The following is a 23,157-nucleotide window of genomic DNA, read 5'->3' as shown; positions in this document are numbered from 1 at the left end:
CTCACTCTTGATATTCTCTAGGTATACGGGGACCTAGCACACACGCGACTTCGTAATGGATCGTACCCAATTGATCTGCTACATCTTGCATCGTAATTTCAGCCTGTTGATTTTTTCCGATCAACGTGACTTTCGTTCCTACTGGCAGTTGATAAGGTAGACGGACCATCAATTGATCCATACATACTCGTCCAATAATTTCACAATAGACGCCTTCCACTAATAATGAGAAGCCTTGCATTTTTCGTAACCAACCATCTGCATAGCCGATCGGAACAGTCCCGATCCATTCTGAATCTGAAGTTGTATAGGTTTTTCCATACCCTACGCCTTCTCCAGCTGGCAGTTCTTTCACTTGGATCAATTCAGAAACAAGTTCAAGTGCTGGTTGTAATGGATAGACTTCCTCTAATGCATGACCGGATGGATTCAATCCATACATTGCTACCCCATATCGTATCATATTGCCCGTCGCTTGTTCATGCCATAATGCAGTGGCACTATTACTGCTATGGACATATCGTGGCAAAGTGGGTAGACTTTCGATTATTTCAACAAATTTTTGATTTTGTTTTTCCCAATAAGTTGTATCTGCTTGATCTGCTGTAGAAAAATGAGTATAGATCCCTTCCCATTCTAAAACTGGGCTATCTTGGACCATTTCGACTGCTTCATTGACTTCTGCAACGTTGAGAAAGCCAATTCTCCCCATTCCGGTATCGACTTTCAAATGCAATTTCAACAAATATTCTAGATGTCTTTCTGTCATATAAGTATTTGCAGCTTGCAACCATTCTTTGGTTCCTACAGTAATGGATAGATCGTGGATGACTGCAAGTGTCAACGCATCGATCGGAATCATATTCAATACAAGAATAGGTTGTGTGAACCCTGCCTCTCTCAGCTCGATCCCCTCATCTAAAGTAGCTACGCAAAAACCAGTAGCTCCACCTTTTTCCGCAGCTTCTGCTGTTTCGACTGCGCCATGACCGTAACCATCTGCTTTTACGACAGCAAACAATTCTTTCCCATTTAAGCGTGCAACTTCATTTGCTACATTTTCTGTAATTGCCTGTTTATGTATAATTGCTTTTGTCGGACGATGCCAAGCAATGACCATTGTTCTTCCTTCTTTCTAGTCTTCTAAAATAATCTGTGCAAAAGCTAACTCATCTGTATGTGTAATGCTGACCCAGACTGCTCCTTCATGTGGAGATTTCGTGACAATTGGTTGTCCTGATTCATTTTTTAAAATTTCGATCTCTTGAAAGGTAACTTTACCGATCCCTGTTCCCCAAGCCTTTGAAAAAGCTTCTTTACATGCATAACGACCGCCTAAAAATTCAACCTGACGATGAAACGGCAGCAAACGAAACACTTCGATTTCACTTGGTGTCAGTACGCGATCAATAAAGTTTTGCTTTTCTTTGATGATCGTAGCAATCCTCGACAGTTCAACTGCGTCAATTCCAATCCCTTTTATCATACACGATTCTCTTTTCAAAAAATTTTAGAACACTCTAATTCTACCAAATTTTAGACAATTTACCACCAATAAGTCTAGAAATAACAAAAATGAAAGTTGTTTCTTATACGAAACCAACTTCTGCAATTTCTTTCATAAAAACTCATTGAGAATCGACACAAAAAAATCGCCGTCTTCAAAAAATAAGCACCAGTACCTTCAGCCATTTTTTTACGAACATTTTTCCAAAAAAAGAAAAGGACGATTAGAAAAATAGCTGATATACAAATATTTTCTGCCTTCAGCCATTTCTATAATCGATTTATTGGCATTTATTCTAATTTACCATGAATCACGTATAAAAAAAGAAATTATTTTTACTTAATAAACAAAAAAAACAACAATTCGATACGATTCTCTTAAAAAATCAATTGTTTTATTTTTTTAAATAACATTTTCGCTAAAGTTATTAAAAAACTATCTATAAATCGAAAAATGGAACAAAATCCCATATAAAACTATCTTGTATCCCTTGCTGTACATAGACTTTTTCTCTTTATCTTATATTTCTTTATGCACTAAAAAAGTGAGCTATTCGTTTTTTGTCATTCTCTCATCCCGCACAAACGATATGTAAAAAAAGCCCATAAGAACCAAAAATTAGGCAAGCTATTTTGGGATCTTACGGGCTAGTTCAGGTTGTATCCTTTACGGAACAACTACTTTATAAGCGGATTAGTCGTTGTTCGTGCGGATCACGAAACCACGTTTTTTATCATTTGAGCGTTTACCACCGTTATCTTTTTGCTTGTTGTGGTTTTTGCTGTAGCTACCGCTGCCTTTTGAATTTTTGTTGCCTCGGTAGTTGCCATTGTCACGGCGATTGCGATTGTTTCCGCCGCCTCCACCACGTTTACCATTTTTGTTGTAGCCTTTTTTCTGCATTGGTAATGGACGTTCTGGTGTGATTTTTACTGGTGTCGCATCTGATGGATCTTTGGCTGTTGTCTTTAATAATAAAGCGACTAAATCTTGTGCAGAGTATTCTTCCAATAATTTATCCGCAGTTTGCAGATATTTATCTAAGCCATTCTCTTCAAGTTTTTCTTCGATTTGTTCAACGGCAGCGCCTAGTTGTCCTTTGAATGCTTCTTTTTCAGTTGGTGGACGTAATGTCGTCATGCGTTTTTTCGTTAAGTTTTCGATGACGTGTAAATAACCCATTTCGTTTGGTGTAACAAAAGTTACTGACATACCGCCTTTACCTGCACGGCCAGTACGACCGATACGGTGAACATAGCTTTCTGGGTCTTGTGGGATATCGTAGTTATAAACGTGAGTCACTCCTGAGATATCTAAACCACGTGCGGCTACGTCTGTAGCAACTAAAATATCTAAATGACCACTCTTGAATGAACGTAGCACGCTCATACGTTTTTGTTGGGAAAGGTCGCCATGGATACCTTCTGCACGATAACCGCGAGCTTCTAGCCCACGTGCTAATTCATCCACACGACGTTTTGTACGACCAAAGACAATTGTTAACTCTGGTGTTTGTACATCTAATAAGCGAGTCATGATATCAAATTTTTCGTATTCTTTTGCACGAACGTAGTACTGATCGATCAAGTCAGCAGTCATTTCTTTGGTTTTGATTTTCACGTGTGTTGGATCTTTCATGAATTTCACACCGATATTTTTGATTGCTGGTGGCATTGTTGCTGAGAACAATAGTGTTTGACGTTGTTCTGGCACTTTAGAGATGATACTTTCGATATCTTCTAAGAAGCCCATATTAAGCATTTCATCTGCTTCATCTAAAACTAATGTTTCAACAGTTCCAAGTTTCAATGTGTGACGGTTGATATGGTCTAACATACGACCTGGTGTACCAACAACGATATGTGGGCGGTCTTTCAATCCACGGATTTGGCGACCAATATCAGCACCACCATAAACTGCTTGGACACGGACACGTTTGTCACGTCCTAGACGATAAAGTTCTTCTTGTGTTTGGATCGCTAATTCACGTGTTGGTGCAATAACTAATCCTTGTAATTCTTGACGACTTGCATCGATTTTTTCTAACATCGGTAAGCCAAATGCAGCAGTTTTACCTGTTCCTGTTTGTGCTTGTCCAATCACATCTTTACCTTCTAAGGCAAGTGGAATCGTTTCTGATTGAATCGGTGTCGCTTCTTCAAATCCTGCACGCTCTACTGATTTTAATAATTCTGGTGATAATTCTAATTCTTTAAATTTCAAATGAATCCTCCTATATGGTTGTTAACTGAGGATGTAGCGATAAATTGCTACCCCGTCTCTTGTTCGGTCAAAGTGTCTGTTTCTTTTGACAGTGGCCACGCACGTTTCCCATCCATTCTTAGCCCCTGTGGCACCACCGAAAAATCACTTTGCGAAGTTTAGGCATTAGAAAAGCCAAACGGGTCGCGTTCAGCTTTATCATTGTTATGACATCTGGCTTCACATTCATCTTCAAGCCAGTCCAATTTCTCTTCATCTTTCGGCAATAGGTTATTCTAGCATAATTTATTGTTTTCTGCAAGTTTACAGTTTTTATTTCATTTCTTGTAGTCGTTCAACGACTTCAATCAAGCCCATACTATTGCTGCCTTTCAATACGATGGTGTCGTCCGGTTGGATTTCTGCAACGATTTCTGCAATCAATTGTTCTTTGTTTTCTTCTGTGTGGTAAACCGGCAAGTCAGGATATTTTTGCGCCAACACATCTTTTAGTGCTTGCATCTCTTTTCCATACAAAAAGATCATTGAGAACACATCTGAAGAAATATGTTCACTCATTGATGCATGCATGCGTGATGAGTCTGCGCCTAGCTCCAACATATCTGCTAAGACAGCAAGTTTTCTTCCTGTGGCTGGAATGTTTGCAACAGTGTCTAGGACTAACCCCATTGCCGTTGGGTTCGCATTGTAGACATCACTTAAAATAGCAGCGCCATTTCCAGCTGTTAACCATTCTGTTCGGTTTTGTGTCACTGAGACAGTTGCCAGTCCTCGACGGATTGCTGGCAGAGACAACTCAAAAAACTGTCCGATCGCATAGGCAATCAGTGCATTCGTCACATTATAGCTGCCAGGTAATGGAATCGTGAATGATTCGCCTTCAACGATAAACGTTGTCTGTTGCTTTTCTTCTGTGATTTCTTGTGCAGAGATGTCGCCTTCTTCAATCCCAAATGTTTTGATTTTCTGTGTCAACGGTGCTAGAAGCGGCTCTAACAATGGTTCATTATTCGGTACGAGCAATAAACCGTCTGGCAATAAACCATCAGCAATCTCCATTTTCGCTTGAGCAATCCCTTCACGTGAGCCTAGATTTTCAATATGAGCTTCACCAATCATCGTGATTGCTGCGACTTTAGGTTGTGCCAACAAAGAAAGTTCAGTAATTTCATTGGCATGATCCATCCCCATTTCTAAGACGATCTTTTCAGTATCTTGTGGCATGTGCAAGATTGTATAAGGCATGCCGATATTATTATTGTAATTTCCTTGTGTCTTATAGGTTTTATAGCCTTGTGCCAAAACAGAAGCAGTTAGATCCTTTGTAGTTGTCTTACCATTACTGCCGGTCACAGCCACAACGTCTGCGCCAACTTTTTTCAAGTAATATTGCGCCAGCTCTTGCATCGCTTTTAAAGGATCAGAGACTGATATGATTGCAATGCCTTCAGGTGCCTTCTCGACTTCCCAACTCCAAAACGTTGCGACTGCTCCATTTGCAATTGCTTGTTCAATAAACTCATGGCCATCTCTCGCACCGGCTAAAGGAACAAATAGATTTCCTTCTGTGATTTTTCGACTATCAAATTCTACTCCTGTGATCAATTGACTTGAGTCATGATGACTTCCAACTGCTTGGGCAGCTTCTTGTATTGTAATGTTCATCGATTCTCTATCCTTTCGATTTAGATAAGCAGACGTATATGCATCGAAACAAAAAAAGTTGTGAAGATCGCCCATACCGATAGCGTCGAACAGTAAAAATCTTTCGCTTTCAATCAGTACCCGATGATCATTCACAACCTTTGTTTTGATAGACACACTACTTCATTTCGTTCATGCTTGTGTTGATTACGTTTAAACTATTCAAAGAAACTTTGTCTTTGATTGTAACGGTTCAAGCCTAATTGAATCAATTCTTCAATCAAGTCCCCGTATTGCAAGCCCATATTTTCCCATAATAATGGGTACATGCTGAACGCTGTAAATCCAGGCATTGAATTCAATTCATTAAGGAATAACTCATTTTTATTCGTCAAGAAGAAATCGCATCGGCTCAAGCCACTTCCGCCTAACATCGTGTAAGCTAATTTTGCGTACTCTTGTGCTTTTTGGTGAACTTCTTCTGGTACCTCAGCTGGAATCTGCATCTCGATTCGATTATTGATGTATTTTGCCTCGTAATCGTAAAAAGCCACGTCTTTCACTACTTCACCAGGTAACGTCGTGCGGACATCTTCATTTCCTAACACAGCGACTTCGATCTCACGCGCTTCGATTCCTTGTTCAACGATGGCACGTGAATCGTATTGGTAAGCTGTTGCTAAAGCATTCTGCAATTCTTCTCGAGTTTCAGCTTTAGTGATTCCAACACTTGATCCCATATTAGCTGGTTTGACGAACATTGGGTAAAGCAATGAGCCCTCACATTGGTCAAACACTTTTTTAGGATTTTCTTTCCATTGGTTCTTCAAGACTGGAACATACGGTACTTGCGGCACACCGGCTGCTTGTAAAATATATTTTGTCATGATCTTATCCATGGCACAAGCACTCGTCAACACCCCCGCACCGACATAAGGCATATTCAAAGTTTCTAAGAAACCTTGGATCGTTCCGTCTTCGCCATTTGGTCCATGAAGAACTGGGAAAACGATGGCGCCTTCTTCTTTGATTTCTCCTGGATTGATGACGGTTCCGGTAAATCCTTCTGTCATTTTCCCACTAGGATCCCATGTCAAGTGCAACTCCTCTTCACTTGCGGGTTTTTCAGTTAATAAGGGGCCTTTGACCCACTGTCCGTCTTTACTAATAAATACGAGCTGTACTTGATAATAAGCATAATAAATAGCATTTAAAACGGAGAACGCTGAAAGAATCGAAACTTCGTGTTCCGCACTGCGTCCACCATATAATAAAGTAATCTTCAAAAGATTTTCCTCCTGTATTCGATATCATTCATTTTTACTTCATATTTTAGCACAAAAACAAAAGATGCAAACAGCTTATTTGAAAAAAGGTGAGGTACTTGTCATTTTATCCGAGAAACAGCGGAATAGTTGTCGCTTTTTTCCCTAACAGTTATGATAAGGAAAAGGAGGCATGATGATGACTAAAACTACTTCTCGAAGCCGCTTAACAGAGATCATTCAAGTATTCATCAAAGAAAATGTCCTGCCTAATCTGATCCAGCAAAAAAATCCTAAGCAAGTCAAAAAAGCATTCGAAGAGCTTGGATCAACTTTTATCAAAATCGGGCAAATGCTTTCTGTACGTGATGATTTACTCTCTGCTGAGTTTACTAAGACATTTAAAACATTGCAAGACAACGTGCCAAGCGACCCTTTTGTCACGACAAAAAAAACAATCGAACAGGAATTAGACACACCCTTAGATACGATTTTTGATGATTTTAATAAAACACCTTTTGCTTCTGCTTCAATGGGGCAAGCGCATCGTGCCATCCTAAAAAATGGCGATGCCGTCGTCGTAAAAGTCCAACATCCGAATATTGCGGAAGAAATCATGATGGACTTGCAGTTATTTGAACGGGCGATCCCTTTGATCAAATATATTCCTGAGACAAGCGTGATCGATTTGAAAGGTGTCTTGCAAGAAGTCAAACGTTCGTTGACCAACGAATTAGATTTCTACAAAGAAAGTCAAAATGGCGCACGTTTCTATCAACTAAACAATCATTGGTATGAAGTTCGATCTCCTAAGATCTATGAATCTCTCTGCACAAAAAAAGTCATTGTGATGGAAGAGATGGCTGGAAAGAATTTCAACCAATTGATGAACCTAGAAGAAACGGACACACCCCTCATCGCGCCACTTTCTAATACACAACTGAAACAGCAAGTGGCCAAACGATTGATCGAGCATTTTATGAAGCAAATCTTTGATGATGGCTTTTTTCATGCCGACCCACATCCAGGCAATTTGTTATTCCATCCTCTACCTTCAGAGGCGCTTTCAGACAATGTCGCAACAACGACGAAAGAACACCAAAAACAGTTAGGTACTCTTTCGCTCAAAACCAGTTCCACTGTCACTGAACCGTTGCAACCATATACGATCAGTTATATTGATTTCGGTATGATGGGTAGTCTTTCCGGCTCACTACGACAAAAACTAATGGAAGTCGTTCTTGCCATTTATACGCGAGATATTTACCGAATCGAAAAAGCCGTCGTCAACTTATGCCAACAAGAAGGACCATTTGATGAAAGTGAGTTTCATCAACAACTCGCTAACTTTTTGACACAATATCTGGACCTACCAATCGAAGAAATCGACTTACAAGAAGTCTTTTCACAAATCGTAGCCATCTGTCATCAAAACAACTTACAAATCGATCGTGATATCACGTTATTACTCAAAGCTTTCAGTACCTTAGAAGGCGTGATCCGTGTCCTTGATCCAGAAGTTTCTTTGATGGAAGTGGCTACACCTTTTGCACAACGGTATTTCTTAGCACATTTATCCGTTGAAGATACATTGAAACAAGCCGGCTTGGACTTCTTAGAAGGCGTCAAGACTGTCCCAAAAATCCCGCAACAAGTGCACCATCTCCTTGAAACTTGGCGTTCTGGACAAGGGAAAATCAACTTGGAGTTAAAGAAACAAGATCAACTGATGAGCCGGATCGAAAGCATGGTGAACCGCTTAGTCTTCGGTGTGATACTCGCTGCATTAATCGTCGGTTCTTCGCTTCTCGTCCAAGCTGCACCAGACGACCAAATCAATTTTATTACACTGCTAGGTATATTCACCTATACGATCGCAGCTGTAGTCATCCTCTTTTTAGCGATCGATACGCTGATCAAGTATTATAAAAAAAGGCGAAAATAAGCGACGACATCTGAAAATAATTTCATATTTTCGGATGTTGTCGCTCACTTTTTGCTGTTTAGAGTAAAGGGGTAACGAGACCATTCCTGTTTTAGTCGATATCCCTTATTCCAATATTTATTTTCAAACTTTTAATATCTTCTCATTCACGTTTTTATTTCATCTTTCGTTCATCAGGTACGATTCTTTGCGATAACAACCACTTATGGAAGAACCATTCAGCGATTCCGATCAATAACGCAGGCACTAACACTTTCATCCAAATATCCGCCATATCGTTCATGAAATAAAGATATAACCATAGAATGACTGCAGCTGAACCAGCATCTGCAATTGTAGCTGCGATATTTCCTACTTTTCTCAAAATCAGCAGATCACCTAATACATAGATCATTACAACAATGATCACTCCGACAATCGTTGAATCCATAAAGCTAACGCCATAAAGTCCTGTTAGTACGATCCATAGAATCGCCCAGATCATGATTGCTTTTACCACCAACGCCTTTACATGTTTCATTTTCTGCACTCCTTTCTTTTTGGTTAAAAACATATGATTATATAATTAAATAATCTTCATAATTATATCCCTTGTTATAGAATCAATCAAAGATATCGCACTTCACCTAGTAATAAAAAAAAGTGAACACTGCTTCTATTTAATTAGAAACAATGTTCACTGACAATTACTCTATTCCTATTTCTTCAAGCGCTCGGATCAACGCTTCTTTGAACCGTTGATGGTCTTCGTTAGTAAAAGGTTTCGGTCCTTTTGTGCGGATACCAGCTTTTCTCAACTTACTGCTTTGATACCGTTGCTCTAGTAGCCCGTCAATGTTCGTTGTATCAAACTCTTTCCCTGATTGATGAAACACTCGAACACCTTTAGGTAAGACCAGTGAAGCTAAGCCATAGTCTTGAGTAACCAAAAAATCGCCTTTTTTGATCAGTCCGACAATTTTATAATCGGCACTGTCTGCTCCTTTATCGACATAGACAAACTGCACATGATCCGGATACTCTTTATTTGTATAGTGATCCACACTTGTGACGATCATTACTTCTAGTTGAAATGATGCGGCGATTTCAATCACATCATTTTTCACTGGAGAGCCATCACCATCAATGAATATTTTTCGCATGTTCTTTCCTCCACAAAAGATAAACAGCTATTACTCCTACGAGCAATACACCGACATTGATCCATTTTACGTAGACTAACAATTGGATCATCGTTTTTGGTACGCTAAGTCTGCCAGTCAGCTGGAGCAATACACTCACAGGTTTATCCAGCCATTGGGCCATCACTAGCATCAGTGACATCAACAAGAATTGATGGGTCACACTTCCTTTATTTTGTGTCGTAAACTTCGTGATCACACGATTATCCATCGGTATTGACGTATCGATCTCATAATACGTACGATTCAACCAACTGCCTACTACCGCGTGCCAGAAGCTTAGTAAGAATAAACCGACCACAAATCCGATTTGCGGAAGCAACAGAACCATCAATGAACTGAACAAACCCGCCAGTTGAACGAGTACAGGATCGATCGTTGGAATCCCGATGAGCTGTTTTCCAATGATTTTGGCTAATACCATCCCTGCAATATAAGGCAAATACATATACACACCTAGATAATCAAAGCCATGTACACGACCGATATAAAGTGTGCCAAATAAAAAGAGAAAATTACCTAACATACCATTCAAAAAAGTAAAGCTATTCAACCAAGTAGGTAGTTTCCACCGCTTCCTTGCTCTCCCTAGATAGAACGCCGCAAAGAGAAACAGGAGCATAAACCCATAGATTGCCACATCAAATAGTGCAGGATCGATCAACAAACGAGCATTTCTCAAAAGAAACAACAAAACAAAAAAGCCAATAAATAAAAGAAGTTCCTTTGTAACTACCACATTTGACTTTAGCTCTTTAAAATCTAATTCATAGCGTGGATAATGACTGACCGTATGATACGCCATAATATAAAACAATGTATAAAGCGCTAATGTCATCACGACTTGTGTCGAGCCAGGTAGCTCGATCGATCGAAACAAAACAAGCAATAAAAGGATCGCAAAAGGGAATTTGTTTGCTGACATGTTCGTGAATCCCTGTTGTTTTTCATGGTAATTCACCGTCATATTTGTTGGTACCAACCATGCCGCACTAAGCCCTAAAAGCACACTCGATAAATAATACAGTGGAAAATAGAGGACACCAAAAATCCCGATCAACGAACCTGCCCCACCTGTCAACAATGAAATCATCAACAAGGTATAACTATCTAGACCAAAGCGGATGCTGCTCACTAAAAACAATCCTGTCATCCGAAATGTATAAAATAAAGTAAACGGTAAAATCGACAACCATTGATTCCCGTCACTCAAGCTTAAAAATAAAAGATACGGTACTAAGATGACCGTATTACTCAAAATAAAAGGCGTCGTTTGTGTAAAATTCCGCACAAATCGCTTGATTTTATCAATCATATAAAAACTCCTTACGCATCAAACATGGGGTATTTTCCATGTCAACACATCATCTCTATAGACACTCTCTTAGGTCTATGGGTACAAATTTGATTATACCATAGGAGCAAGGCAGCCAGAACCCCACATCTCCCCATTCTCTCTCCAAATCAAAAAAGCAGGAACTCCTCAAAATTTGACTAGCAAACTTGGGGAATCCCTGCTTTTTCTTTGAGGTTGAGCATTTCTGCCCAGACCTCACTGGTGCCTGAAGAATCAGACAGACAAGCCCTTCTCCACAAAAGTCTTGTCCAGCACGCCTACATCCGGTAGGTGATCCGCAGATCATGTGCCGCCAAAATCAATTAGACCTCTATCATTCAGAGATCTTCTCGACCCGTCGCATAACGTATACTTTAACACACTCAATCAGTTTATGCGAGCCTTTTTTTCATTTTATAATCGACCATTTGAAATCCTTCACCGATGTCTGAGATCAATTCTTCTTCAATGACAAACCCTTGATGTTGATAGACCGCAATTGCTTGTCGATTGTCTTGATTGACACGTAAAAAAATCTCTTGTGCCTCTGTTTCTCTAGCTAGTTGTTCGTACCAACGAAAGACTTCAGATGTCAAGCCTTTTCCACGTACGTCTTGTAGAATGTAGAGCTTACTCAAATAGATTGAAGAAGCTATCTTTTCATACGCAGTGTAGCCAACGGTTCGTCCAGCTAATTTCAATAAGAAGTAGCTGACCCCTGCAGCACATTCCTTTTCGATCTGTTCTTTCGATTGATAAGTCTCCAACATATAAGCGACTTGTCTTTGACCGATGATCGGCGTGAACGCTTCGGGCCATACTTCATGGATGACTGCGACGAGTTCATCTAGTTCTTTCTCAGTCACTGCGACTTTCTCCAACATGTTATCCCCCCAATCAATGAACTAAAAATGCCCTTGTGCCTGTTGGAACAAAAACAACATGATCATACTGTAAGCAGCGACAGACCAAGGTTTTAAAAGAATAATGATTTGCATGTATTCTTTAAATGAGAGCTTCGTCAACCCTGCGACAAGACAAATCAAATCATCTGGCGCGAAAGGTAAAAGTAAGGTGACGACCAATACTTTTTTGATATTTTGCGTTTTATCAGCGACTAACTGCTCAAATTTCTGGAATTTTTTTGGCGATAAGATGAAACGGACAAAACTCGTCCCATAATAACGCACGAACAAAAAACCAATTGCTTCACCGATGATCAAGCCAATACAACTATACAGCAACCCAAAAGCATTGCCAAACATCAACATTCCAGCCACGGAAGAAATCCCTCCCGGTAGAATCGGGATAACGACTTGAATGATCTGGATGACGATAAATAAGATGACCGCATGTCTCCCAAACTGTTGCATGAATTGTTGTAACGAATCTGCCGATTGGAAGATGCCATGGCGATACCCATAAATGATCAATATGAAAAATATACTTAAACCAAGGAGTGGTGCGAATTGGATGGCTCTATGTACCCATGTTTTTTTCTCAGTCATATGTTTCTCCTACACTTTTCATTTTTTCCTTATTTCATAAAAAGAACAGTTAGCGGGCAGAGGTAACTGTGCCTAGCTGCGAGAAATAAGCTATAAAATCCGAAAATATCCCTCATATCCTCAGATTCTACAGCTTATTCCCTCAGTAGTTACTTATGAAACCCTGTTGATTCGGTTTTAGTAGACAGTCACTCATGCTACAGCCCTCTCAACTGCTCGTTTTACTGGTGATTCAAAAAACTAGCAACTTTCGTCGTGATCAAATCGATGGCCACGTGATTTTCGCCACCTTCTGGCACGATGATATCAGCATAGCGTTTTGTTGGTTCAATAAATTGATGATACATCGGCTTAACGACTGTTAAATATTGCTCGATCACAGAATCTAACGTACGTCCACGCTCTTCCATGTCACGTTTGATCCGGCGAATGATCCGAATGTCATCGTCTGTATCTACATAGATCTTGATATCCATCAAATCACGTAAACGTTCGTCTTCTAAAATCAAGATACCTTCCAAAATAATGACTTCTTTTGGTTCTTGAATGATCGTTGCTTGACTTCTTGTATGGGCAACATAATCATAGACTGGTTTTTCAATGGCTTCATAGTTCAGTAGTTTTTCAACGTGCTGGATCAGCAGTTCATTATCAAAGGCAAAAGGATGATCGTAGTTTGTATTCAACCGTTCTTCAAAGCTTAAATGACTTTGATCTTTATAATAAGAATCTTGTTCAAGCATCATGATGGAGTGGTCTGGAAAGTGACTAAAAATCCCTCGGCTGACGCTTGTCTTTCCGCTTCCCGATCCGCCCGTCACACCAATGATAATTGGCTTGCTTTTTGTCATTGACTAAAACCTCTTTCATATCCGTTTTTTCATTCTAATCTATTATAGCGAAAAAAAAGGAAAATGCACTATTTTTCTGAAAATTAATGAAGTGGGATTTCCAATAGTGGATAAAGTTCTTCTAAAGAATCGATACGATGTGTCGGCTGGATCTCCGGCATTTCAGGTAATCGATTTTTATTGAACCAAATCGTATCGATTCCTGCTTCATTTCCACCTTTGATATCCGAAGTCAGTGAATCACCGATAATGACCGTTCGCTCTTTGTCCAGTTTAGGAATATTTGTAAATACGTGATCGAAGAAGGCCTTCATTGGTTTTTGTGCACCAATCGCTTCTGAAACAAAAATTTCTTTGAAGTAATGGATCATTCGCGCATCAGTCAATCGTCGATGTTGCGTTTGAGAAACTCCATTCGTCACAATATAAAGCTCCGCTTCATTTGACACTGCTTCCAGTAACTCATGGCTACCAGGAATCCAGTGATGGCCGAGATTCAAATAATGACGATAACGCTGATCCATTGCTTGGCTATCGACCGTTTTGCCAAACTGTTGGAACAATAGTCCAAAGCGATTTCCAGTTACTTCATCTCTTGTCATCTGCCCCTTTTCGAATTCACGCCATAAATGGTGATTCAATGCTTTATAACTCGTTCTGATCTCCGGTGTCAGTTCAATGCCTTGTTCAGCAAACAGTTGATGCAACGCTTCTGCTTCCGTTTGTTGAAAATCTAATAACGTATCATCTACGTCAAATAATAATGTATGATATTTCATCTGATTCTCCTATTTCTTCTATTTTAATGTTTAGTTTATTTGCATTTTCGTAGGTTGTTGATTGTTTATCTATAAAAGAAATAAACAAGTGCCTTAGAACCGCCGACTGTACACTTGCTTATTAAATGACTCTAAATCATTTTAGAAAGTCCAATAACATCTTCTTCTGAGAAATGTCCAATGACTCTGTAGGGATTGAAATTACTCTTCAATTCAAATCGGTTTCCTGTATCTACCCAAGATTTCTTGTTTAATCCTGCAGAATCTAAGTCTTTTATTTCATAATATCGCTTTTTGATCGCCTTTGATTTATTCTCATATTTACTTGTAATAGGAAGAATCAAGAATGAATCTCTGCTTCGAAGACGGATAGCAATAGCAGGACGAGTTTTCCCTCCACTGCCATCGTTAAAAGGAATATAGATCAAGAACACGTCATGACTATTCATCTAGATCTCTCATCCATGACACTAGATCTTCGTGGTCACCGCTATTTTCTGGCGGATTAGTTTCAACAGACTCTTCCGCAACTCTCATTAACTGCAGTTCAGCTTTCTCTTTACTTGTTAAAGATAAATCAAATGGAATTTCTCCTCTGGCTGCTACCCTTTTATATAAAGCAGTGATTAAGATTGATGGATTTACTCCTAATGAATCTAAAATGCTTTCGACGTCAGTAGCTAGATTCTTATTGATATTCACTTGGACTTTCTTTTTTTCGTTGGTTTTATCTTTTTCTTTGATTTCAGACATAGAACATCACCTCTCACTCCTATTTTACTCCTAATAGGAGTGTAAAACAAATTCATTGAATGAACGATCAATTCACGATTATTACTATTTAAAATATTTTTTTAATTTTTTTAGTTCGTCTAACGTCAATGAGCGATAAGATCCTTCAGCTAAATGTGGATCTAGTTGTAAGGGGCCCATGCTGATTCGTTGCAATGCAGTGACTTTTTTTCCACAAGCTAAAAACATCTTTTTCACTTGATGGAATTTTCCCTCTTGGATCGTCAGTCGTACAATACTTTTTTTATGTTGCGCGTCAAGGATCTCTAAATGTGCAGGTAAGCATTGATAACCACCATCAAAAACAATTCCTTTTTTAAAAGCAATTTGATCAGCTTCTGTCACTTGTTCATTGACAACTGCTACATATGTTTTCTGTACTTTTTTATCAGGCAACAACATTTCATAACCTAATTGGCCATTGGAAGTGATCAACGATAAACCTGTTGTATCGCGATCTAATCGCCCAACTGGGTACAAAGGTTGTGTGCGATCGGCTGAAGCTAACAAATCGATAACGGTCGTTTTGTGAATGTCTGTCACTGCTGTTACAGCTCGTTTAGGTTTATTCAGCATAAAATATACTTCATTTGTGTGCAACCTTATACCATCTACTTCGATGCGATGAAGTAAGCTATCGACGTTTCGATTCTGTTTCTGCTCTATTTCGCCATCGATACGAACGAGTTTCATTGCAAAGAGTCGTTTCATCTCTTTGCGTGATGTTTCTAATTCTTTTTCTATTAATTTATCTAACCGCATAGTTGTTTCCTTTCCTAGCTACTAAGCATTATAACCCGAATCGGACAGCATGCAAAATAGGAACGTTGAGTAGTTCCCTTGACTTACTCAAAGATTCGCGTTACGGTTAAAGAGTAAAGTGAATTGGATTTCTCATACACAGCGTAATGACCTGGTGGAGAAAAGTTGAATCCTGACTTTTTAAAGGCAGATGCGCGCATCTGTCTTTTTGCGTTTTTTCGCGCTACCTGATAATGTGCAAGAGACCATGTGACATTCACTTAAATAAAATCTGTCTGACACCAAAGCAGACAGTCACATTTTAAGGAGGAATTTGGTTATGTCAGTATCATTAGAAGTAAGTAAAAGAGAAGTACGTCCCCGTTCATTGAGAAACAAATTGCGTCACAAAGGAAAAGTACCTGCAATCGTTTATGGTTACAACGTGGAAAGCACACCAATCTCATTTGATAGTGCTACGTTTAGTAAAGTATTGCGTGAGAATGCCGCAAATACTGTGATCACAATGGATGTTGATGGAAAGAAAGTCAACACACTTGTTCACAAGATCCAATCAAACACATTTACCAACCAAATAGAACACGTGGAGTTCCTATCTGTGAACATGAAAGAAGAAACAGAAGTTGAAACAGAAGTTGTCCTTGTCGGCGAATCTGCTGGTGTGAAATCTGGTGGTGTATTGGCTCAAAACCTATATACTGTGATTGTTTCTGCTACGCCAGATCAATTACCAGAAAACATTGAAGTAGATATCACTGATTTAGCATTAGGTGACTCGATCACTGTAGCGGATCTACCGAAAGATGATGCCTACACGATCATTACTGACGGAGAAGAACAAATCGCCGCAGTTGTTGCACCAACGGAAGAAGAAGAAACAACTGGCGAAGCAGTAGAACCAGAAGTCATCGGTTCAACAGAAGAATAAACGCCTTTTAATAAACGAAGCTGTGGCAAACGTCATAGCTTCGTTTTTTATTTCACTTCAAAAAGCGTCTCACAGGAATGGTATATTCCTATTTATCATCCCTTATTTGTATATTATATATAGTGAAAAACCCTTATATAACAAGCTTTTTCAATCCCCTCTTAAAAATTTCTTATACTTTTAAAAAAAGTATGCAAATATTGTTGCATTTTATGAAAATGTTTATTAGAATGAACCAACGTTACAAGAAGTATGACTCGTTTATCCTAATAAAAAATCTTCTCGTAATTTCGTTTTTTAGACAAAGGAGGCTAAGCCGATGTTTGAAAGTTTTGATAGTAGCCGTAATCGATACGCATCGTTAGGTGTGGTATCAAGTTTGCCAGATGAACTGATCGATAGTATCTGGTTTATTATTGATTTAGACCTTAAGGGTGTTATTCCGTTAGATAATATTTTAGCTTTTGATTTAATGAACAATCATGGAAAAGTAACCTTGCATTTTTCTCAAGCGGGCAGTACCGTAGAGATGGGGATTGATCTACCGTTCCCTTATTCTCCTCAATACCCTGCGCAAGTATTTGCTTATGATGATGGGACAAGAGAAACGATTCTTCTCCCAAGTGAAATTAAACAATACTAAAACAAGCCCTTTGTTTTGTACGATAGCCAAGTAGTTGACTCTTTGATTTTGATCTCGGACTCACTTCTTGGCTTGTTTTATGATGACCTATTCTGAAAATTTTCAGAAAACATAAAGCATTTTAGCTATTCGTTTATCATTATATTCTAATTGGTATTCCCAGGATAAACACTATATACTACTAACTAAATTTTAAAAGAAATAAGGAGTTTACAAGATGCGCGATTTAACAAAAGGAAGCCCAGCCAAACTAATTTTGCTATTTACTGTCCCTTTATTGATAGGCAATGTGTTCCAGCAATTCTACAACATGGTTGACATGATCATTGTTGGACAAACCTTAGGGAAAAACTCACTTGCGGCTGTAGGAGCTACTGGTGGATTAACTTTCTTGATCATTGGTTTTGCCCAAGGATTAACAGCTGGTTTAGCTATTATTACCGCACAAAGATATGGTGCGAAGGACTTTCGTGGTTTGAAAAAGAGTTTTGCTGCAAGTGTCATGATTAGTGTAGTCGTTACTGTGATTTTAACTGTCCTTAGCTTAGTATTTATTCGTCCGATGCTCCAGTTGATGCAAACACCCGCTGATATCATTGATGAAGCACAAACATTCATCGTGATCATCCTATGGGGAATCTTCGCTGCCGTCAGCTTCAATTTGTTATCAAATGTTATTCGCGCACTTGGTGACAGCCGAACACCTTTACTCTTTTTGATCGTTGCAGTGATCATCAACGTTGTTTTGGATTTGGTCTTTATCATCAACTTCGGTATGGGTGTAGAAGGTGCTGCGATCGCAACAGTAATTGCACAAGTCGCTTCTAGTTTATTATGTGTCGTCTACATCAAGAAAAAAATCCCGATGCTTCAATTACGTAAAAAAGATTTTTCGTTTGATATGCAAGAGATCCGTACACATTTGAATGTGGCATTACCAATGGCTTTTCAATCATCGATCATCGCAATCGGTGCAATCGTATTACAATCTGCACTGAATAGCCTAGGTACAGATGTCGTTGCTGCTCAAGCTGCTGCTGGTCGTATCGATCAATTTGCGGTTCAACCAATGATGTCCTTCGGTATTGCGATGGCGACTTTTGCTGCGCAAAACTATGGCGCAAAACAATATGGTCGTATCTTAAAAGGTGTCCGTCAAACATTAGTCATGAGCATTGGCTTTAGTTTCTTAGCTGGTGCAATCGTCATTTTCCTTGGTCGTCCATTAGTGAGCTTGTTTGTTAGCCCAACTGAAACCGTCGTGTTTGATTTGGCACAAACCTATTTTAATATCAATGGCTCGCTTTACTGGATCTTAGCAATCTTGTTTATCTTGCGTTACACGTTGCAAGGTCTTGGACAAAGCAAAGTTCCAACGATTGCTGGTATGATGGAATTGATCATGCGTTCGTTCGCTGCAATCATTCTTACTGGACTTTGGGGCTACCCAGGAGCTGCTCTTGCTTCACCACTTGCTTGGGCTGGTTCTGTTGCCGTCTTGCTTTACTCTTATGTACGTGCGGTTAAACATTTGAAACAATTAGATGCTGAACAACAACAATTTCCAATTGAAAATGCTGAAATCAGCTATTAAATCCAAAAAAGTGTTCCTCCTATAATCAGGAAGAACACTTTTTTTCTATGGATTCGTTGGTAAAATCACCAAACTGAAATAGTCAATATGTGCATGATTATACTCCAAAACAGTGAATTGGAATTGTCCGATCGTGATCACTGTACCTGGCTCGATCTCTTTTTGATAGCTAGACATAAAACCCGCAAGAGTAATAAAATTTGTCTCTTCAAATTCCGGGACATCCTCGTTGAAATAGCGCTCAAAATCATCGAGGGTCAATTTTCCTGAAACAATATAACTACCATCTTCTTGTTTTGCAATCAACGCTTGATCAACGTCTGTTTCGTCTCGAATTTCACCGACGATTTCTTCTAAAATATCTTCGATCGTGACAAGTCCACTTGTTCCGCCATATTCATCCTTTAAGATTGCTATATGCTTTCCTCTTCTTCGCATAATCGTCAGTAATTTTTTGATTGGGATCGTTTCTGCTGTCACGATTGGCTCTTCAATCAATGACTCGACTGTGATCTGGTCATCTTCTAACGATTGTTTGATCAAAGCGGGCAAAGTGACGTATCCTAACACATTATCTTTAGAGCCTAAGATGACAGGGTATCGCGTGTGTCCTCGTTCAATCGATTCTTTGATTGCTTGTTCCACTGTATCCGAAACCTCAAAAACCTGCATAGAGGTACGATCCACTTGGATGTCTTTTGCCAACGTATCATCAAACTCAAAGACATTTTCTAAGTACTGGTATTCATCTTTTGTCAATTCACCTTGCTCGTAAGAATTGAGCGCAACTAACGTTAGTTCTTCTTGGGAAAGTGTTTCTTCTCCTTCCGATACTAACTTCACTCCTAGCAGTTTACCTAAACCTGCTGCCGAATGATTCAATACCCAGATGAAAGGAAACATCGCAAGATAAAAATAATGTAAAGGTCTCACCACAAACAAAACAACTTGTTCGGTATTGACGATACTATAACTTTTCGGCAAAAGTTCACCAACGACAACGTCGACATACGTGACAAGAATAAAACCTAATGCAACAGAGATCGTTGCACTGATTCCCCTACCAATCGGAAGTTGACCGATCCAAGGTTCTAACAACGCTGCCACAGAACCTTCACCAACCCACCCAATGATCAAACCAGTCAAAGTAATGCCTAACTGACTTGCAGATAAATAGTCATCTAAATGATGGGTCACATGTAACGCTAGTTTGGCGTTCTTCACACCGTCTTTTTCTAATTGCTCCAAGCGGGAACGTCTGATTTTTACTAAAGCAAATTCACTCGCAACAAAAAAAGCAGTGATTGCTATCATCAAAAATAATATTACAAAATTTAGTACCATTGATTTCGCCTCACTTTTCCATTTCAATTGTACAACTTTTCGTAAAAAGAGTATAACTAGGAGGCTTTTGATTTCTGCTTCTTCCACTAGATCACTCTAAATAATGGGAGGATTTATTCACTTGTGTCATTAGCATTCAATAGCTATTCAATAACAAGAAAATTTATAAATTAAGGTTTAAAATGTGCGCATGTGCTATGCTATTACGTGACAGTACAGTTTAATGACGGTGGCTATCCTTCGAAAGCGAGGTGGTGCGTATGCACATACTTTCTAAATCTTACGAAAGGAGACGCCTTTTGTCGGCACTCGATACAGTCCAATTGATGCTCAGCTTTGGTATGTTTACCATCGCTCTGATCACGTTGGTTGTAGCATTGCTTAACGACAAAAAGAAATAGCCGTCACTTTAGCAGGGGACTAGCTATTTCTTTTTAGAGATATTTAGATTTATACCACTGTTCTTTAAACAGCGCTGTCAAAGGGGAGTTGTTAGCGCAACTCCTCTTTTCACGTTTAGTATAGCATACTATCGACATGCTTACTAGATGAAGTTCTAGGGAAGATCCTCTGTCAGTTGGGCATTCAGTCTAAATTGATGCTCAGCTTTGGTATGTTTACCATTGCCCTGATCACGTTGGTGGTAGCATTGCTTAGAGACGACAAAAAGAAATAGCCGTCACTTTAACAGGGACTGGCTACTTCTTTTTAGAGATATTTAGATTTATACCACTGTTCTTTTAAACAGCGCTGTCAAAGAGGAGTTATTGTCGCAACTCCTCTTCTCAGTACTAGTATAAGTAGAGTACAATCTAACTCTTTATCTATTTATTTTTTCGTTCTTTCAACCATGTTTTTCTAGTCCCACCAATCAGCAATGGTACTGTTTCATGTTTGACTTCACTGTACTCTAAACCAAACCAAGTTTCTGGTGTCGTAGCGATTTTCTTGATGGCAAGTTTGGCTTGCATGATTTGGCGTTCCCATTTTCCAAGAGTCGTTACATTTGAAACCACTTCGTCGATCAAGATGAATTGGAAATCGCCAACTTCTCTTCCTGGAGTCAATGAATACGTCTGTGGTTGTTTTGGTAAACGTCCTTGTTTCATTAAATCGTGGATGATTTGGCGAACGTAGACATTGATTTCTTGTTGAACACGGAAGCCTAAGAACAGATTCACTTGAACAACAAAGTCAGTTCCCATCATATCCACTTGATACTCTTTCGTATAGGGTTCATCAGTTACTTCTACATGTACAAACCAATAAGCCTTCGCCCGCTTTGGCCGTTTGTCTAAAATGGAATACACAAACTGACGACCGACCTTCCCATCTGCCATATCCGGCACTAAGAAGACCACGTTTGTTTGATACATTGGTAACGTCTTATCGTCTTTCAATTCTCTAAGCTGTGGAATGTACTCTTTTAATTCCACTTCTTCTGCGACCGATTCACGAATGATATTCCCTTGTTCCCAAATAAACATCACTGCCAGAATAACTAAAGCGATCAAAACAGCCACAAAACCACCGTGGAAAAATTTCACGACGCTGGAAATAAAGAAGACAACTTCGATCACACCAAAGAAAAAGGTGATCGTATGCGCCAACCATTTTGAATACCCACTTTGAAGCAGGTAGAAATAAAGCAATGCAGTCGTCATCAACATCGTCACGGTAATGGACAGTCCATAAGCAGCTTCCATATGATGCGAGGTTCTAAAAGTGACGACAACGAGTGAACAAGCAATCCATAAAATCAAATTCACTGCGGGAATATACATTTGTCCAATACTGCTTCCAGGATACATGATTTTCAATCGAGGTAATAATTTTAGTTTGATTGCTTCAGATACTAACGTAAATGAACCTGTAATCAAAGCTTGCGAAGCAATGACTGCGGCAACCGTTGCAAAGCCGACGCCTATCACTGTAAAACTTGCTGGCATCATTTGGAAAAATGGATTTAAATTCTCGATTGCTTGTGTTTCAGGATTTTGATATACATTGATCAGCCATGCTGCTTGTCCAAAATAATTCAATACTAAGCAGACTTTGATATACGGCCAACTCAAATGAATATTTCGTTTTCCGACATGTCCTAAGTCAGAATAAAGCGCTTCTGCCCCAGTAGTTGCCAAAAAGATATTCCCTAAGATGAATAAACCTAGCTTGTTGTCAGGGCTAAATAGCAACTGGATCGCATAATAAGGATTCAAGGCACGGATCACTGTCCAGTCTTGGCTGAAATTGAATAAGCCCATCGCGCCTAAAAATGTGAACCATAAAAACATAATAGGTCCAAATGCCTTACCCACCACTTCTGTACCAAAACGTTGGACCATGAACAAAACAAAAATAATCGCTAAAGTAATGATGACAATAATGTTCTGGTCATTCCCGAATCGATCAAAGAACACTGGGATCCCTCGCAAACCTTCGATCGCAGTCGTAACCGTTACAGCTGGTGTCAATACTCCATCTGCTAACAGTGCTGCACCACCGATCATCGCCGGTATGATTAGATATTTCCCACCTTTTCTGACCAAGGTATATAAAGAGAAGATACCACCTTCTCCATGATTATCTGCATTTAACGCGATTACGACATATTTGATTGTCGTTAATAATGTCAATGTCCAAAAAATCAATGAGACTGCTCCGATGACAAAATCCGGATTGATCCCTCGCAAGCCGCCATTATCCTCGACGATTGCTTTCATTACATAAAGTGGGCTTGTACCGATATCTCCATAAACAACCCCCATGGCGACTAATAATCCGGCCATCGAGATTTTTTTGGTGTTGTGCTTTGTTGTCACTTTTCCCCCTCATTTCTTCCATCGTGTGTATCC

22 protein-coding genes and 1 pseudogene are annotated in these 23,157 nt (G+C 39.3%); 6 read left to right on the top strand and 17 right to left on the bottom strand.

The features are described 5' to 3' along the window. Position 1 precedes the first annotated feature (1 nt). The 5 genes from alr to JZO83_RS02220 form a co-directional block, all read right to left on the bottom strand. Complete coding sequence (gene alr / locus JZO83_RS02240) at positions 2–1,120, bottom strand: alanine racemase (RefSeq protein ID WP_206854378.1); 1,119 nt, start codon at positions 1,118–1,120, stop codon at positions 2–4. A 15-nt stretch (positions 1,121–1,135) separates the two neighbouring features. Further along, on the bottom strand, positions 1,136–1,486 hold the full coding sequence (gene acpS / locus JZO83_RS02235; RefSeq protein ID WP_206854380.1) for a holo-ACP synthase: 351 nt from the start codon (positions 1,484–1,486) through the stop codon (positions 1,136–1,138). Between the two features lie 714 nt (positions 1,487–2,200). After that, on the bottom strand, positions 2,201–3,730 hold the full coding sequence (locus JZO83_RS02230; protein ID WP_206854382.1) for a DEAD/DEAH box helicase: 1,530 nt from the start codon (positions 3,728–3,730) through the stop codon (positions 2,201–2,203). A 312-nt stretch (positions 3,731–4,042) separates the two neighbouring features. Then, positions 4,043–5,395, bottom strand: coding sequence for a UDP-N-acetylmuramoyl-tripeptide--D-alanyl-D-alanine ligase (gene murF, locus JZO83_RS02225; protein ID WP_207114888.1), 1,353 nt, complete (start codon positions 5,393–5,395; stop codon positions 4,043–4,045). A gap of 197 nt (positions 5,396–5,592) precedes the next feature. Further along, positions 5,593–6,660: a D-alanine--D-alanine ligase gene (locus JZO83_RS02220; protein ID WP_206854386.1), complete on the bottom strand. Its 1,068-nt coding sequence runs from the start codon at positions 6,658–6,660 to the stop codon at positions 5,593–5,595. A 178-nt stretch (positions 6,661–6,838) separates the two neighbouring features. On the opposite strand from JZO83_RS02220, the gene JZO83_RS02215 reads away from it, so the two are divergent. Continuing rightward, positions 6,839–8,584: an AarF/UbiB family protein gene (locus tag JZO83_RS02215; RefSeq protein ID WP_206854389.1), complete on the top strand. Its 1,746-nt coding sequence runs from the start codon at positions 6,839–6,841 to the stop codon at positions 8,582–8,584. A 154-nt stretch (positions 8,585–8,738) separates the two neighbouring features. Here JZO83_RS02215 and JZO83_RS02210 read toward each other — a convergent pair whose 3' ends face one another. From JZO83_RS02210 to JZO83_RS02165, 10 genes are all read right to left on the bottom strand, one after another. Further along, positions 8,739–9,104 carry a DUF2512 family protein gene (locus JZO83_RS02210; RefSeq protein ID WP_206854393.1) on the bottom strand — a complete coding sequence of 122 codons (366 nt, stop codon included), beginning with the start codon at positions 9,102–9,104 and terminating at the stop codon, positions 8,739–8,741. A gap of 166 nt (positions 9,105–9,270) precedes the next feature. Continuing rightward, positions 9,271–9,726 (bottom strand): YaiI/YqxD family protein, encoded by a 456-nt coding sequence (locus JZO83_RS02205; RefSeq protein ID WP_206854395.1) that lies wholly within the window; start codon positions 9,724–9,726, stop codon positions 9,271–9,273. Further along, positions 9,707–11,080 carry a hypothetical protein gene (locus JZO83_RS02200; protein ID WP_207114887.1) on the bottom strand — a complete coding sequence of 458 codons (1,374 nt, stop codon included), beginning with the start codon at positions 11,078–11,080 and terminating at the stop codon, positions 9,707–9,709. Before JZO83_RS02200 ends, JZO83_RS02205 begins: the two co-directional genes overlap by 20 nt. Before the next feature lie 413 nt (positions 11,081–11,493). Further along, positions 11,494–11,982, bottom strand: a complete 489-nt coding sequence (locus JZO83_RS02195) for a GNAT family N-acetyltransferase (protein ID WP_206854768.1) — start codon at positions 11,980–11,982, stop codon at positions 11,494–11,496. Between the two features lie 24 nt (positions 11,983–12,006). Continuing rightward, a complete protein-coding gene (locus JZO83_RS02190) occupies positions 12,007–12,609 on the bottom strand; it encodes a VTT domain-containing protein (protein WP_207114886.1) in 603 nt (200 codons plus the stop codon). Positions 12,610–12,830: 221 nt separating this feature from the next. Further along, positions 12,831–13,460: a uridine kinase gene (gene udk / locus JZO83_RS02185; protein WP_010734363.1), complete on the bottom strand. Its 630-nt coding sequence runs from the start codon at positions 13,458–13,460 to the stop codon at positions 12,831–12,833. A gap of 83 nt (positions 13,461–13,543) precedes the next feature. Next, positions 13,544–14,239 carry a YjjG family noncanonical pyrimidine nucleotidase gene (locus JZO83_RS02180; RefSeq protein ID WP_207114885.1) on the bottom strand — a complete coding sequence of 232 codons (696 nt, stop codon included), beginning with the start codon at positions 14,237–14,239 and terminating at the stop codon, positions 13,544–13,546. Between the two features lie 131 nt (positions 14,240–14,370). Continuing rightward, a complete protein-coding gene (locus JZO83_RS02175) occupies positions 14,371–14,688 on the bottom strand; it encodes a hypothetical protein (protein WP_207114884.1) in 318 nt (105 codons plus the stop codon). Beyond that, entirely contained in the window at positions 14,681–14,992 is a 312-nt protein-coding gene (locus JZO83_RS02170) for a type II toxin-antitoxin system RelB/DinJ family antitoxin (RefSeq protein ID WP_065096488.1), read from the bottom strand. Before JZO83_RS02170 ends, JZO83_RS02175 begins: the two co-directional genes overlap by 8 nt. Positions 14,993–15,076: 84 nt before the next feature. Further along, positions 15,077–15,793 carry a 16S rRNA pseudouridine(516) synthase gene (locus JZO83_RS02165; RefSeq protein WP_207114883.1) on the bottom strand — a complete coding sequence of 239 codons (717 nt, stop codon included), beginning with the start codon at positions 15,791–15,793 and terminating at the stop codon, positions 15,077–15,079. A gap of 319 nt (positions 15,794–16,112) precedes the next feature. Between JZO83_RS02165 and JZO83_RS02160 the strand changes: the two genes are divergently transcribed. The 3 genes from JZO83_RS02160 to JZO83_RS02150 all read left to right on the top strand — a co-directional run bounded on the left by JZO83_RS02160 (position 16,113) and on the right by JZO83_RS02150 (position 18,958). Beyond that, positions 16,113–16,721, top strand: a complete 609-nt coding sequence (locus JZO83_RS02160) for a 50S ribosomal protein L25/general stress protein Ctc (protein WP_207114882.1) — start codon at positions 16,113–16,115, stop codon at positions 16,719–16,721. Positions 16,722–17,040: 319 nt separating this feature from the next. Then, the gene (locus JZO83_RS02155; protein ID WP_206854405.1) at positions 17,041–17,364 is read left to right on the top strand and encodes a DUF960 domain-containing protein; all 324 of its coding nucleotides are present in this window, start codon (positions 17,041–17,043) and stop codon (positions 17,362–17,364) included. A gap of 217 nt (positions 17,365–17,581) precedes the next feature. Then, entirely contained in the window at positions 17,582–18,958 is a 1,377-nt protein-coding gene (locus JZO83_RS02150; RefSeq protein ID WP_206854407.1) for an MATE family efflux transporter, read from the top strand. Positions 18,959–19,003: 45 nt separating this feature from the next. Here the strand turns inward: JZO83_RS02150 and JZO83_RS02145 are convergent, their stop codons facing one another. Continuing rightward, positions 19,004–20,302 (bottom strand): hemolysin family protein, encoded by a 1,299-nt coding sequence (locus JZO83_RS02145; protein WP_206854410.1) that lies wholly within the window; start codon positions 20,300–20,302, stop codon positions 19,004–19,006. A gap of 260 nt (positions 20,303–20,562) precedes the next feature. On the opposite strand from JZO83_RS02145, the gene pepG1 reads away from it, so the two are divergent. Then, complete coding sequence (gene pepG1, locus JZO83_RS02140) at positions 20,563–20,703, top strand: type I toxin-antitoxin system toxin PepG1 (RefSeq protein ID WP_207114881.1); 141 nt, start codon at positions 20,563–20,565, stop codon at positions 20,701–20,703. Positions 20,704–20,894: 191 nt separating this feature from the next. Then, positions 20,895–20,978, top strand: a pseudogene (locus JZO83_RS02135) (putative holin-like toxin); the annotation flags it as partial. A 148-nt stretch (positions 20,979–21,126) separates the two neighbouring features. Here the strand turns inward: JZO83_RS02135 and JZO83_RS02130 are convergent. After that, the gene (locus tag JZO83_RS02130; RefSeq protein WP_347401500.1) at positions 21,127–23,124 is read right to left on the bottom strand and encodes a KUP/HAK/KT family potassium transporter; all 1,998 of its coding nucleotides are present in this window, start codon (positions 23,122–23,124) and stop codon (positions 21,127–21,129) included. Positions 23,125–23,157: the final 33 nt, after the last annotated feature.

Origin of the sequence: Enterococcus sp. DIV1298c (genome assembly GCF_017316315.1) — a bacterium.
GTDB lineage: Bacteria > Bacillota > Bacilli > Lactobacillales > Enterococcaceae > Enterococcus_B > Enterococcus_B mangumiae.
Note: the sequence above shows the minus strand (reverse complement) of the source record. Positions and strands in the feature narration are given on the sequence as shown.